The sequence below is a fragment of the Burkholderia pyrrocinia genome, from assembly GCF_001028665.1.
In the GTDB taxonomy this organism is placed as follows: Bacteria; Pseudomonadota; Gammaproteobacteria; order Burkholderiales; family Burkholderiaceae; genus Burkholderia; species Burkholderia pyrrocinia.
In genome coordinates this window covers 456,112-470,855 of record NZ_CP011505.1, presented here as the reverse complement: position 1 = coordinate 470,855, position 14,744 = coordinate 456,112, and the positions used below count along the sequence as shown (strand labels likewise).

At 68.0% G+C, this 14,744-nt stretch carries 9 protein-coding genes; 7 read left to right on the top strand and 2 right to left on the bottom strand.

From position 1 onward, the window contains the following. Positions 1 to 157: 157 nt before the first annotated feature. Positions 158 to 505 carry a hypothetical protein gene (locus ABD05_RS32330; protein ID WP_063847312.1) on the bottom strand — a complete coding sequence of 116 codons (348 nt, stop codon included), beginning with the start codon at positions 503 to 505 and terminating at the stop codon, positions 158 to 160. Positions 506 to 1,132: 627 nt separating this feature from the next. On the opposite strand from ABD05_RS32330, the gene ABD05_RS32325 reads away from it, so the two are divergent. Next, a complete protein-coding gene (locus ABD05_RS32325; RefSeq protein ID WP_047904227.1) occupies positions 1,133 to 1,843 on the top strand; it encodes a response regulator in 711 nt (236 codons plus the stop codon). A 321-nt stretch (positions 1,844 to 2,164) separates the two neighbouring features. Beyond that, on the top strand, positions 2,165 to 7,249 hold the full coding sequence (locus ABD05_RS32320) for a trifunctional serine/threonine-protein kinase/ATP-binding protein/sensor histidine kinase (RefSeq protein WP_148669193.1): 5,085 nt from the start codon (positions 2,165 to 2,167) through the stop codon (positions 7,247 to 7,249). Positions 7,250 to 7,270: 21 nt separating this feature from the next. Here ABD05_RS32320 and ABD05_RS32315 read toward each other — a convergent pair whose 3' ends face one another. Further along, positions 7,271 to 8,548 (bottom strand): NAD(P)/FAD-dependent oxidoreductase, encoded by a 1,278-nt coding sequence (locus ABD05_RS32315; protein ID WP_047904225.1) that lies wholly within the window; start codon positions 8,546 to 8,548, stop codon positions 7,271 to 7,273. 218 nt (positions 8,549 to 8,766) lie between these two features. Here ABD05_RS32315 and ABD05_RS32310 point away from each other — a divergent pair, with 218 nt between their 5' ends. The 5 genes from ABD05_RS32310 (at position 8,767) to ABD05_RS32290 (ending at position 14,684) form a co-directional block, all read left to right on the top strand. Further along, positions 8,767 to 9,039 (top strand): ubiquitin carboxyl-terminal hydrolase 14, encoded by a 273-nt coding sequence (locus ABD05_RS32310; RefSeq protein ID WP_047904224.1) that lies wholly within the window; start codon positions 8,767 to 8,769, stop codon positions 9,037 to 9,039. A 66-nt stretch (positions 9,040 to 9,105) separates the two neighbouring features. Further along, a complete protein-coding gene (locus ABD05_RS32305) occupies positions 9,106 to 10,230 on the top strand; it encodes an FAD binding domain-containing protein (protein ID WP_053060024.1) in 1,125 nt (374 codons plus the stop codon). Positions 10,231 to 10,645: 415 nt separating this feature from the next. Next, positions 10,646 to 11,926 (top strand): c-type cytochrome, encoded by a 1,281-nt coding sequence (locus tag ABD05_RS32300; RefSeq protein ID WP_047904667.1) that lies wholly within the window; start codon positions 10,646 to 10,648, stop codon positions 11,924 to 11,926. Further along, on the top strand, positions 11,923 to 12,423 hold the full coding sequence (locus ABD05_RS32295; protein ID WP_047904223.1) for a (2Fe-2S)-binding protein: 501 nt from the start codon (positions 11,923 to 11,925) through the stop codon (positions 12,421 to 12,423). Before ABD05_RS32300 ends, ABD05_RS32295 begins: the two co-directional genes overlap by 4 nt. Then, a complete protein-coding gene (locus ABD05_RS32290; protein WP_047904222.1) occupies positions 12,423 to 14,684 on the top strand; it encodes a xanthine dehydrogenase family protein molybdopterin-binding subunit in 2,262 nt (753 codons plus the stop codon). Before ABD05_RS32295 ends, ABD05_RS32290 begins: the two co-directional genes overlap by 1 nt. The last annotated feature ends 60 nt before the right edge of the window (positions 14,685 to 14,744 follow it).

Here is a 14,744-nt window from a genome sequence, read left to right as displayed (position 1 = left end):
TGATCGAAAATCGTCGCCGTCAACGAAGCACCGCGTTGCATCGACATGACTGATGCATTTGCGAAATCGCATACCGCCAACGAAACGTAAACCCGTGACAGGCACTTCCAAAGACCTGTCCGCGTATTGAGCATGTGCATCGCCGGGGCAGTGAAGCTCATACGGGAAAAGAAGGCGATCGGGAAGCCATGGCATCCGCCCCGGGCGACAGCGGCTTCGCCGCCGACATCTTCGTCGCCAGCCCGGTTTCGTACGACGCAATCCAGCCCTCGGTGATGAGCGCCACCAACGTTTCCCGTGCGACGGTGGAGACCCGGATATCGGCCTCCTGCATTCTCCCGATCGCCGCGCGAACCTCGTCCGGTTGATCGGGCGCAAGCGTCATCACGAACCTTGAACGTGTTTCCGCGGCCCGGACGGCCTCGCTCCAGTCGGCCCGGGCGACCGCGACTTCGATCGCGTTCGTGAGCGCATCAAGGCTCCGGATGACTTGCAACGGCGTCATTTCGCACTCCTGTCAGTAAGTCGTACCGTCCGGATGCTTGCCCCTCGAAGGCCCGAGCAACGTCAACACCGATCCACACGCGTTCAATGCCGGCAGTGGCGCGCTGAATGCGGGCGACCGCGCGTTATCGGTCACCGCCTTCGTCGCTGCAAGCCCTTCCACGGCAGAGCGGAAACCGCGGTGCGGCATGCACGCCCGTCAGTTGCGAGGATTGTAGGGAGCCCTATGCCGCAGCGTACGTAATATTTTGTAATGATATGTCGAGCAATCTTTACCGGGCTTCGGATCGGCCCGCGCAAATGACGTTCGCACAAGCGGCTTCCCGCAAACGTTCTCGCCCGAACGACGCGTCGTCGGCGTTCCCTGCCGGTGACGCGCCGGATATCGCTCTGAATCATTTCACCCGAACATCGAGCCGTTCGTCGGCGACACGATTCCATACCGTCATCCGTTCGCTTTTCCGCCAGGTGGCGATGATTTCCGTGCAGATAGGTTCAACGAACGATGCAGATTTCGTCACATTCCGTCGGAATGTTGCGCAGTATTATCCACCTCGCTTCGGCTGCCACGCGTTCGGACTGGGCCTGACCGCTCGCCATTTTCCCGTATTGCCCCCCTCGCTTACCGATGCCCATCCGAATCCTGCTGATCGAAGACGACGTCCATTTGTCCGCGCTGATCGCGGACTATCTGCGCAAGCATCAGTACGCGGTGGACACGCTGTTCGACGGCACCGACGCCGTATCGACGATCGTCGCGAGTGGCCCCGATCTGGTACTGCTCGACATCAACCTGCCGGGCAAGGACGGCTTCGAGATTTGCCGCGAGGCACGCACGCACTATGACGGCATCGTCATCATGTTGACGGCACGCGACGAAAAGTTCGACGAGTTGCTCGGCCTGGAGTTCGGCGCAGACGACTTTCTCCATAAGCCGATCGAGCCACGCATTCTGCTCGCGCGGATCAAGGCGCAACTTCGACGGCTGCGAATGCGTCCGGACGGCTGCGCGCCCGAATCGCCCCAGCGATTCGCGTTCGGCAAGTTCTCGATCGACCGGACGGATCGCAAGGTTCACCTTCCCGACGGCAGCACGCCTCGCCTTACCTCGACCGAATTCGACCTGCTGTGGGCCCTTGCCTGCCGCGCCGGCGAGGTGGTCGGCCGGGAAGACCTGACGCTGCTGTTACGCCGCATCGCGTTCGACGGCCTCGATCGCTCGATCGACTGTCACATCTCGAAGCTGCGCCGCAAGCTGTGCGATGACGCGCTCGAACCGAAGCGAATCAAAACGATCCGCGGCAAGGGTTATCTGTTCAGCAAACACGCGTGGGAATAACGCCGAAAGCGTACTGACGCGTTGCGTCGCGCACCCCATGTGCGCCGCACGACCGCATGCATCGATCGGCTGCCCACCGGCTATTACGCGTGTGCCACCCGTTCCGCGCCGCCGGCCTGCCATCCTCCGCCCGGTGCCTCGTACAACGCAGGCCTTGGGGGTACTGCAAATTTCCTCAGGCTGGCGGACAATGCACGGGGCCCGCCCGGACGGGCGCAACCCGGCCCGGCCGACCCCGTTTACAATCCGTTTTCACCCCGCTCCACCCAGCCTGCCCCCACCGTGAACCAACCCTTGCGCGACCCGGACGACACGAAGCAAATGGATGCCGACTGGCTGGCGCGCGCCCGCCTGTCGAATGCGGTCCGCTCGGGCGACGTGCTGTGGTTCGACCTGACCGACGCCGGGACGGGGCGCGTGTGGTCCGCGTGCCAGACCGGGTGGGAATCCGACCAGCGCTGCCGGCAATTCGAGCACGAATACGCGTTGAACGGCGCGCTGGAACCGGCGTGGGCGCTCATGCCGGTTGCGCTGATCCGCGCCGCGGACGGCCCGGTGCTCGTCTATCCTCGCCCGGACGTGCGTGCGTTCGACACGCTGGCGGACGGACGCCTACCGCTCGACGCCTTTCTCGACGCGGCGATCCAGGCCGTGCGCACGCTCGGGGAGCTTCATCGGCGCGGCTGGCTGCATGGCGATCTGCAACCGGCCAGTTTCGTCATCGCACCGGACGGTACGGTCATGCTCCGCTCGTTCGCCCATGCGTGGGACCGTCGGACGGAACGAGCCGCACCGAGTACGATGCGCACCGATTTCGCCGCCTACGCGGCGCCCGAAGTCTCCGAAGGCTCATCCGTCGACGAGCGCTCCGACCTGTACGCGTTCGGCATCACGCTGTTCCGCCTGCTGACGGGCGCGATGCCTTACAAGGCCACGTCGACGTCCGAATGGGTCCACGCGCACGTCGCCATGCAGCCGGCGCCGGCCACGACCTTTCGCGACGACCTGCCTGCGGTCCTGAACGACCTGATCCTGAAACTGATCGCCAAGGAGCCCGCCGATCGCTACCCGTCCTGCGAAACGGTGCAGCACGATCTCGAACGTATCCTGCGCGACTGGCTGGCGGCAGGCCGCGTCGAGCCGTTCGCGCTCGGCGGCAGCGATCCGCTCGCCGGTCTGCACGCGCCCGACCTGCTGGTCGGCCGTGAAGCCGAATCCCGCCGGCTCGAGGCGGTGCTGGCGGCCGTCTCGCGAACCGGCGAGACGGCCATCGTCCTGATCGACGGGCCGGCCGGCGTCGGCAAGACCGCGCTCGCGGAGGACTTCATGCGCCATGCGCGAGCGGCATCGCCTGCGGCCTGGTGCACGTCGGCGAAGGTCGATCAGTTCCAGCCCGCACGGCCCTATGCGCCCGTGCTGCAGGCACTGCGCGCACTGTTCGGCAGCGCGCTGGCCAGGCCCGACGACGAAATCGCGGCGATCGCCGCGCGGCTGCGCGACTGCGTGGGCCGTCAGGCCAACCTGCTGTCCGGCATCTTCCCGGAGATTGCGTGGCTGCTCGATGTCGAGCCCGTCGCGTTCGACCATACCGATGCGATTCCGGAATTTCATCTATGCCAGATCGTCGTGAATGCCTTCCGTGCGTTCGCGACGCCGGCCGAACCGCTGGTCATGGCGCTGGACGACATCCAGTGGGCCGACAACGCGACACTCGCGTTTCTTGCGTCGATCGCGGTCGATCCGCCGGCCAATTTCTGCATCGTGGCCGGTTATCGAAGCGGGCGGCAGCACGACCACCCGCCGGCGTTCCGCCGCTTCCTGCAGCAGCTCGAGCCCGCGCGCGTGTCGGTGCTGACGCTGGCACCGCTCGACGCACCCGACGTCACGCGCATGCTGGCCGGCATGCTCGGGGAGGCGCCGGCCCGGCTGTCCGGGCTCGGCGACATCGTTCACCGCAGGACCGGCGGCAATCCGTTCTACATCCAGCAACTGCTGCACACGCTGATCGACGAGCGGCTCCTCGGCCATGACCCGGCGACGCAAACGTGGCAATGGCATGCGGCCGACATCGAATCGCGCCACCTGACCGAGAACGTCGTGAGCCTGCTCGCGGTCCGGATGCGGCGGCTGCCGCCTGAATCGAGAACGCTGCTGTCGCTGCTGGCCTGTATCGGCACCGATGCCGACGAGGCGCTGTTGTGCGCCGTCGCCGGCAAGACGTGGGCCGAACTCCGCTTCTGGATGGACCCCGCTCGCCAGGCGGGCCTCGTGTCGCTCTCGGGAAACCGCTGGCGCTTCGTTCACGACCGCATCGTCGAGGCCGCCCACGCGCTCGCCGGGCGGGCGGAGCGTGCGCAGTGCCACGCCCGGATCGCCGCCGCGATGCTCGTGCGCACGGGCGCGCAGTCGACCGAATCGCTGCTGGAACTCGCCGCCCAGATCGAGCAGGCGAAAACCGCGCCGCTCGACGGCGCGCTCGCACTCGCATTCGCGAAGGCGCTGGTCGAGGCCGCGGAGGTGGCGGCCACGGCCGCCGCGCGCGATCGCGCGTTGTCGTTTCTCGCGTCCGCGCAAGCGCTGCTCGGTCCTCACGCATGGTTGCAACACTATGGTCTCGCGAGCCGGATCGGCATCCTGCGCAGCGGCCTGCTGCTCGCGACCGGCGAAACCGCGCAGGCCTCCGACGCGATCGACGAGCTGATGGCGCGTACGCGCACGCCGCCCGATCGCGCCGAGGCACACCGGCTGAAGGCCGCGCAGCTCACGGTGGAGTCGCGCTACCGGCAGGCCGTCGACGTCGCGCTGGCCGGGCTGGCACTGCTCGGCGTGGAACTGTCGGCCGAGCCGGCCGAGGCCGATCTCGCGGCCGCCTGCGACGCCGTACGGGAAGCGCTCGACGGCCGCGCCATCCGCGACCTCGTCGACCTGCCCGTGATGACCGACACGCGCGTCGAAGCCACGATGTCACTGCTGACCGCACTCGAAGCCGCGATGTTCTATCCGAGCGGCGGGCTGATGTTGCTGCATTTCGCGACGATGGTCCGGCTGACCCTGCGCCACGGCGTCACCGCCGCGTCGGTGCAGGGGCTTGCGTGGTACGGCGTCAGCATCGCCGGGCATCACGACGCGTATGAAGACGGCTTCGAATTCGCGAAGGTCGCGCTCGCGCTGGTCGATCGCCACGGCTTCGAGCGCTACCGCTCCGCGACGCTGATCGCGCTCGACCAGGTGAGCGTCTGGACCCAGCCGCTGTCGTACGCGCTCGACCGCGCGCGCGATGCGAAAACGGCGGGCAATGCGAGCGCCGAGCTGCGCTGGATGTGCTACAGCTGCAATCACATCGTCAGCGATCTGCTGTCGATGGGCGAAGCGCTGCCGGCGATCCGCGACGAGATCGATCCGCTGCTGCAGATCGCACGCGGCGCGCGTTACGACGACATCGTCGACCTCGTGTCCACCCAGTCGGAATTCGTCGACGCACTGCAGCTCGGCTACCACCGGCCGGTCGGCACCTGGCGCGCCCGTCCGTCGACGAAGACGCCGATGTCGGTCCTGCAGTTCTGGACCGACGTGCTCGCCGGCCAGGCGGCCTTCATCTACGGCGACGCGGACGCGGCGCGCGCGTCGCTCGATGCCGCCGCATCGAGCGCATGGTCGACGCCCGCGCACATCATGCTGTCCGACTTCCACCTGTTCGGCGTGCTGGCCGGGATCGCGAGCGACCGCGGCGCCACGCCGCCCGAGCGGCTGCTCGAACGCCATGCGCCGCAACGCGCCCGCTTCGCCGCGTGGAGCGAACGCAATCCGGCGACGTTCCGCAACAAGCTCGCGCTGATCGACGCCGAATTCGCACGCGTGCGCGGCGACCATATCGTCGCGATGCAGCAGTATGAGGCGTCGGCCAGCCTCGCGGCGGAACACGGATTCGTACACGAACAGGCCCTCGCGCACGAACTGGCCGCACATCACGCCGCGTCGCTCGGGCTCGCCGGCCCGGCCCGCCACCAGCTGCGGCTCGCCCATGCGTGCTACCGGCGCTGGGGCGCGACCGGCAAGGCGCAGGCGATGGAAGCGCAGCATCCGTTCCTCGTGATGGACCCGTCGCCGGGCGGCCCGGCCACGCCCGCGCGCGACGATCTCGATCTCGCGCTCGCGATGCGCGCGGCCCATTCGCTGTCCGAGGAAATCGTGCTGGAGCGCCTGATCCAGACGCTGATGCGCAACATGATCGTGTACGCCGGCGCACGCTATGGCCTGCTGCTGCTCGTCCGGCACGACCGGCTGACGATCGAGGCGACCGCGCGCATCGTCAGCAGCGACGTGGTCGTCGATATCGTCCGCAGCGAACCCACCGAGCAGGATGTCCCGCTGTCGATCCTGAACACCGTCGCCCGGACCCGCAAGCCGATCGTGCTCGCGAACGCGCAGCGCGAAGGCGTGCCCGACCACGCCGACAGCCTGCGCGCGCACCCGACGCGCTCGCTGTTCTGCCTGCCGTTGTTGAAGCAGGGTGCGCTGATCGGCGTGCTGTATCTCGAGAATGCATTGTCCAACGGCGTGTTTTCGCCGCGGCGCATCGCGATGCTGGAAGTGCTCGCGCCGCAAGCGGCCAATGCGCTCGAATCCGCCCGGCTCTATGCGGAACTGATCGACGAGAACGCGCGCCGGCTCGAGACCGAGGCCGCACTGCGGCATGCACGGACCGAACTCGCGCGCACCGCGCACATGACGGTGATGGGCGAACTGGCCGCGTCGATCGCGCACGAGATCAATCAGCCGCTGACGAGCATCGTGTCGAGCGTCGGCGCGTGCATGCGCTGGCTGCGCGGTACGCAACCCGATCTCGGCGAAGCGCTCGCGAGCCTCGAGGACATCCGCGCGTCCGGCGTGCGTGCGGCCGACATCGTCCGCGCGTTGCGATCGCTCGCACGCCAGGCACCGCCGGCGCTGGCGCCGCTCGCGATCGACGGCCTGATTCGCGACATGCTGCATCTCACCGCGACCGAAATCGACGCGAAGCAGGTCACGCTGCGCGTCGACCTGCATTGCAACGACATCCGCGTGATGGCGGATCGCACCCAGCTCCAGCAGGTGATCCTGAACCTGGTCACCAACGCGCTCGACGCGATGGACGGACTGGCCACATCGTGCGAACTCGAGATCGCGTCGCACGTCGACGACGGTTACGCGGTCGTCTCCGTTGCCGACCGCGGCGCCGGCATCGATGCCGACATCGCGAACCGGATCTTCGATCCGTTCTTCACGACGAAATCGCACGGCATGGGGATGGGCCTCGCGATCTGCCGCTCGATCGTCGAAGCGCATGGCGGCACGCTCGAAGCCACGCCGCGCGACGGGGGCGGCACCGTGCTGACATTCCGGCTGCCGATTTCGGCGACACGCTGACGCAAGGGGCGAGCGCGCGGCTCAGGCTCGGGTGCCGTTCGGCCGATGCGCGTCTTCGCCAAGGAACCGGTGCACGAACGTCACGGCCATCGCCCCTTCGCCGACCGCCGACGCCACCCGCTTGACCGAACCCGACCGCACGTCGCCCGCCGCAAACGAACCGGGCACGCTCGTTTCCAGATAGTAGGGCCGGCGCTCGAGCGGCCACACGCGCTCGAATGCCGGGCAGGCGTACAGATCGCTGCCGGTCACCAGATAGCCGCCCGGATTGCGGATGATGTTCGTATCCCGGGCCCATTCGGTGTTCGGCGCACCGCCGATGCAGACGAACAGGTGCGTGGCCGGCAGCACGTCGCGCGCGCCATCCTCCGAACGCAGCACGATCGCTTCGAGCCGGCCGTCGCCGTGCAGCGCGTCGACGGTCGAGCCGTACCGCACCGTCACGTTCGGCATGCGCTCGATCCGGTCGATCAGGTAGCGCGACAGCGTCGCCGCCAGCGACGCGCCCCTGACGATCATCGTGACTTCGCGTGCGTGCCGCGCGAAGTTCATCGCGGCCTGCCCCGCCGAATTGCCGCCGCCGACGACGAACACGTGCTTGCCTTCGCACATCGGCGCTTCGCTCGATCCCGCGCCGTAGAACAGGCCAGCGTTGAGAAACTTCTGTTCGTCGGGCAGGCCGAGACTGCGGTATTCGATCCCGGTCGCGCAGATGTTCGAGCGCGCGGTCAGGATCGAGCCGTCGGCCAGGTCGACGCGAATTTTTCCGTCGACGAACGTCGCGTGCACGCCCTCCCGCATCATCAGCAGCTCGACGCCGAACTTGACCGCCTGCTGGCGCGCGCGCTCGGCCAGCTCGGCGCCCGGAATGCCCTCCGGGAACCCCATGTAATTCTCGATCAGCGAACTCGTGCCCGCCTGCCCGCCGATCGCATCGCGTTCGATCACGACGGCCCGCAGCCCTTCCGACGCCGCGTAGACGGCCGCCGACAGGCCGGCCGGACCGGCGCCGTAAATCGATACGTCGTACTCGATGAATCGCGGCCGGGCGACCCAGCCGAGCTTGGCGGCAATCTCCGGCAGCGTCGGCTGGAAGATGCACGAGCCGTCCGGAAAGATGACGGCCGGCAACCGGATGTCGCGCAGCGGCGCGATGCCCAGCTCGCGCGCGCAATCGGTGTCGGACGTCAGCTCGCACCATTCGTACTCGACCACGCCGCGCTTCAGGAAGTCGCGGATTGCGTAGGCCTCCTTGCTGTTCGGCAAACCGATTACCTTGACATGCTGCGACTGCGTCATAAGCGCCTCCGGAAGACCGCCATGTCGAACCCCGACCGGATCTCGCGCCGGCCGCTCTCGTGACTGTACGTCCTCCCTGCCCTCCGGGCCGACACGCTTCATAAGAATTAAGGTCCGCCCGCGACACGACCGTCCACAATGAACCGTATCCAACCCCGCTTGCAGCTTCGCGCCGGCCGCGCTGCGAGCGATCGCCTGCGCCGGCATCGGAGCGGAAGATGGCCACGACCTGCACCCATCTCGCAGAAGCACGCATCCTGACCACCGACAAGGACTACTGCGAGGAATGCGTGAAGTCCGGCAGCCGGTGGGTGCATTTGCGCCTGTGCCTGACCTGCGGGCACGTCGGCTGTTGCGACTCGTCGCCGAATCGCCACGCCAGCCGGCATTTCCACGAAACCCGCCACCCGCTCGCGCGTTCGATCGAGCCCGGCGAGCGTTGGGTCTGGTGCTATGCGGACGACGTCATGGCTGGCGAGATTGCGTCGTAACGCGCCACGCATCACGACGGCCGGCCGGCGACGCACGCCGCCGGTCGAACACGGGAGTCACGCACGATGAGGATAGTCATTGCAGGCGGATCGATCGCCGGCCTCGCGGCCGCGCTGACGCTCGATTGCATCGGACACGACGTCATGGTCTGCGAGCGCTCGCCGTCCCCGCTGCGCGGCCAGGGCGGCGGCGTGGCCGTGCTGCGGCGCATGATGGCGTTTCTCGAACAGCATGGCCGGCATTGCCGCCAGATGATCAGCGTACCGACGCACCGGCGGCGCTGGATCGATCGCGACGGCGTCGTCACGCGCGACGAACCCGAAATGCTGCCGTTTTCGTCGTGGGACGCCGTCTACCGCTCGCTGTGCGAGACGCTGCCGCACGGGCGCATCCGGTACGGCCGCACGGTCACCGGCTTCGACCAGGACGCGGACGGTGTCGACGTCCACCTCGGAGACGAACGCATCCGCGCGGATGTGCTGATTGCAGCCGACGGTTCCGGCTCGAATTTGCGCGCGCATATCTTCCCCGGCTATACGCCATCGTTTGCCGGTTACCTCGCATGGCGCGGCATCGTCGACGAAGCCGAATTCGACGCTGCGTCGATCGCATCGCTGGTCGAGAACATGACGCTTCACAAGGCGCCGGGCGAGCTGTTCATGGCGTTCCTGATTCCCGCGCTCGACGGCTCGCTCGCGCCGGGGGCGCGCCGCTTCAACTGGCTCTGGTATCGCAACGAAACCGATCAGGATGCGCTGCGCCGCCACCTGACCGATCGGGCCGGCCACGTTCATCACGCGTCCGTGCATCCGGGGCAGCTTGCCGACGACACCGTCGCGACGCTGCGGCAACTCGCCGGCGAACGGCTGCCTGCTTCCCTGTCGCAACTGGTGCTCGCGACGCCCGCGCCGTTCAACCAGGCGATTTTCGATGCGTTGAGCCCCGCTTTCGTCGACGGCCGCGTCGCGCTGATCGGCGACGCGGCCTGCACCGTGCGCCCCCATACGGCATCCGGCACGTCGAAGGCGGCGAGCGATGCCGTGTCGCTCGCCGAAGCACTGCCGCCGGACGCGACCGATGTCGTCGAGCGCCTCGCGCAATGGTCGGCCCGGCGGCGGGAGGAAGTAACCTCGTTGCTCGACAAGGGGCCGCAACTTGCCGCGTCGTTCGGCCTCGGCACGCCGCGCTGACGCTTGAACGCAGCGCTGGAACGGTTCGTACGCCCGTTCAGAACGATTCAGCGCCGCTTCAGGAAATGGCGTCGGCGCCCGCGTAGACTGCCTTCCATCAGCCACCGCGCAGGCCACGGCCCGCGCGCGGTCCCCACTCCTGGAGCAACGACATGATCTCCGCCGCGAATCGCTGCCGCCGGGCAGGTTTGTCATGGCCGAATCGATCGGCGATGCCGCACCGCCATCCGGCGGCGTCGACCGGAACGTCCGTCGCGAGCACGCGCAAGCCGGACCGCACATGCCGGCCCGCCTGTCGCGGCAACCGGATCCGCGCTACCGCGTGCGATCGTCATGCGGGCACGCGCGGCCGACGCGCGGTCTATTGCCCCGCCTGGCGAACGACGCCGGACGAACCGGTTCGCGTGGAGCGCGCATGAAGCACAAACGACTCTGGTTCGGTGCGGCAGGCATCGCGATCGTCGGCCTGGCGGTCGCGATCGGCATCATGTACAAGCCATCGATCGCGCCGATCGATCCACCTGCCCGCGCGTCGTTCGATCCGCAACTGATCAAGGCCGGCGCACGCGTGGTCGCGCTCGGCGATTGCGTCGTCTGCCACACCGCGAAGGACGGCAAGCCGTTCGCCGGCGGGCTGCCGCTCGCGACGCCGTTCGGCACGATCTACGCGACCAACATCACGCCGGATGCCGACACCGGCATCGGCCGCTGGTCGCGTGACGCGTTCGCGCGCGCGCTGCGCAGCGGCATCGCCCGCGACGGCCATCCGCTCTACCCGGCCTTTCCGTACATTCACTTCACGCGGATGTCCGACGACGACATCGCGGCCGCGTACGCGTACCTGATGACCCGCGAACCGGTCCAAACGAAGACGCCGGCGAACGACCTGATCTTCCCGCTCAACTTCCGGCCGCTGGTCGCGTTCTGGAACGTGCTGTTCCTGCGCGAGGGCGCGTACCGGCCGGACCCGTCGCAATCCGCGCAATGGAATCGCGGCAAGCTGCTCGTCGACGGCCTCGGACACTGCACGTCCTGCCATTCGCCGCTGAATGCGATCGGCGGCGAACAGGCCGGCAAGGCGTTCGACGGCGGCATCGTCGACGGCTGGGAAGCGCCGCCGCTCAATACGCTCGGCAACGCGGTCCACCCGTGGACGCAAGCGCAACTGGTCACGTACCTGCGCACCGGCCGCGCGAGCGAGCACGGCGCGGCCGCCGGACCGATGCTCCCCGTCACGCGCGATCTCGCAACGGTGCCGGCCGAGGATGTCGAGGCCATCGCGGCCTACATCCTGTCGATCCAGAAGCCGGCCGCCCCACGGCCCGCGACGACCGCCGCCGAACGCAAGGCGACGACGCCTGCCGGCCAGCGCGGCGCGGTGCTGTTCCAGGCGTCGTGCGCGCAATGCCACGGGCCGGCAGCGCCGATGCAGTCGATCGGCGAGCGGCCGACGCTCGCGTTCAGCACGGCGGTCGCCGCCGACACGCCGCGCAACGCGATCCAGATGATGTTCAACGGGATCGGCTGGCATGGCGAGGACACGCTGAACTACATGCCGTCCTACCTCGACCAGTACGACGATGCGCAGATCGCGGACCTCGCCGCCTACCTCCGCGAAACCTATTCCGATCGCCCCGCGTGGAGCGGCATCGACACCCTGGCCGCGAAACTCAGAAAGGAGGACAGCGCGCGATGATCACCCTCACCGTGAATGGCGTGCGACACACGCTCGACATCGATCCGTCCACGCCGCTCCTTTACGCGCTGCGCAACGACCTGCACCTGCACGGCGCGAAGTTCGGCTGCGGCCTCGGACAATGCGGCGCGTGCACCGTGATCGTCGACGACAAACCGATGTTCTCGTGCCTGATCCCGGTCGCCGCGGTCGGCGAGCGCCGCGTCAGGACCCTCGAGAGCCTCGGCACCGCCGCACATCCGGGCAAGCTTCAGCAAGCGTTCATCGATCATCAGGCGGCGCAGTGCGGGTATTGCATCGCGGGCATGATCATGCGCGCGCAGGCGCTGCTCGAACGCAAACCGAAACCCACCGAACAGGAGCTGCGCACGCACATGGAACCGAATCTGTGCCGTTGCGGCACGCACATGCGGATCCTGGCGGCCGTCCGCCAGGTCGCGGGCCTGCCGGACCCGGAACCGGCAGCCGCTCCCGTCATGATCAGCAGGGGGCTCTGATGAACCCGCCCGACGACATCGACGAAGGCCGCCGGCACTTCATGGTTTCCGGCGCGCTGTTCGTCGCGTTCAGCCTCGCGCCGGCCGCGCGCGCCGCCGCCGAAGTCGTGATCGCGGACGAAGGCGCCGCCGTCCACGTGGCCAAGGCCACCGAAACGCTGGCCGGCAGCCTGAAGACCAATCCGCTGCTCGACGCGTGGATCAAGATCACGCCCGACGGCAAGGTCACCGTGTTCACGGGCAAGGTCGAGCTGGGTACCGGCGTGCGCACCGCGTTGCTGCAGGTGGCGGCCGAAGAGTTGAACATGAAGCCGTCGCTGATCACGTTCCTGACCGCCGACACCGGCGCGTCGCCGGACGAGGGATTGACGGCCGGCAGCCACACGATGGCGGACAGCGGCTCCGCGTTGCTGAACGCCGCCGCGCAGGTGCGCGGGCTGCTGGTCGATGGCGCGGCGAAGCAGTTCGGCGTCGAGCCGCGCCTGCTCACCGTCGCCGACGCGGTCATCAAGGCGCCGGACGGCCGCACGATGCGCTACGGCGACGCGGTCCGGACCGTCGACCTGCATCGCAACGCGACGCCGGCTTCGCCGTTGAAGAGTCCGGCCACGTTCGCCGTGATCGGCACGTCGCTGCCGCGCGTCGACATCCCGAACAAGGTCACGGGCGGCGTCAGCTACGTGCAGGACATGGAACTGCCCGGCATGCTGCATGCGCGCGTCGTGATGCCGCCGGTGTACGACGCGAAACTGCTGTCGTTCGACGAAGCCGCGATCCTGAAGATGCCGGGTGTCGTGCGGATCGTGCGCAACGGCAGCCTGCTCGCGGTCGTCGCGCGCGGCGAATGGCAGGCGGTCGTCGCGCAGCGCGCGCTGGCCGCCGGCTGCCGCTGGTCGCCCGGCCGGGCGCTGCCCGATCGCGCGACGGTTCATCAGGACCTGAAGCGAATCGCGACGCAACGCATCGAGATCGCCAATACGCATGCGCAAACCGCGCCGGCCACGAAAACGCTGAGCGCCACGTTCCTGAAGAACTACCTGCTGCACGGCTCGATCGGGCCGTCCTGCTCGGTCGCGCATCTCGAGAACGGCACGCTGACCGTGTGGACCCACTCGCAGGGCGTGTACCCGCTGCGCGACGCGCTCGCCGAGATGCTGTCGATGCCGAAGGCGAGCATCCGCTGCATTCACACCGAGGGCTCCGGCTGCTACGGGCATAACGGCGCGGACGACGCGGCCGCGCATGCGGCGCTGATCGCGGCCGCGATGCCCGGCAAGCCGATCCGCGTCCAGTGGATGCGCGAGCAGGAACATACGTGGGACCACTTCACGCCGGCGATGGTCACCGAGCTCAGCGCGTCGCTCGACGCGAGCGGCCGCATCGTCGACTGGAACTACGCGCTGTGGAGCAGCTCGCACAACGAGCGGATCGTCAATGCCGGCCGGCTGCTGCCCGCGCGGATGCTCGAACCGCCGTTCGTCTCCGCGCCGTCGACGCCGATGCTGCAGCCCGAGGGCGGCGGGGATCGCAATGCGATCCCGCTGTACGCGCTGCCGAACCTGCACATCGTCAACAACTTCTCGCCGACGATGCCGCTGCAGACGTCGGCGATGCGCTCGCTCGGCGCGCACACGAACGTCTGGGCGATCGAAAGCTTCATGGACGAGCTGGCGCACGCGGCCGGCGTCGATCCGGTCGAATTCCGGCTGCGCCACATGCAGGATCACCGCGCGAGCCAGGTGATCAAGCTCGCCGCGACGAAATTCGGCTGGCCCCGGCCGCCGCGCGAACGCAACCGCGGCGTCGGTTTCGCATTCGGCAAATACAAGAACCTGATGGCCTACGTCGCGATCGCGGTCGAGGTGTCGGTCGTCCCGGAAACCGGCCAGGTGACGCTCGAACGTGCGGAAGCGGCCGTCGACGCGGGCCAGGTCGTGTCGCCGGACGGCATTCGCAACCAGATCGAAGGCGGTATCATCCAGTCCGCGAGCTGGACGTTGTACGAGGCGCTGAAATACGATACGCAACGCATCCGCAGCTTCGACTGGAGCAGCTATCCGATTCTCCGCTTCGGCGCCGCGCCGCAAAGCATCAAGGTGCATCTGATCAATCGTCCGGGCGCGCCGTTCCTCGGCGCAGCCGAGGCGTCGATGGGGCCGACTGCCGGCGCGCTCGCCAACGCGATCTTCGACGCGACCGGGCAGCGCATGCGCGAAATGCCGTTTGCGGGCGACGCGCTCAGGAAACGCATCGACGCCTAGCTGCATCACACGACAAATCGCGCCGGCATGAACCGGCGCGAGCAACGAACAGGCTGGAGA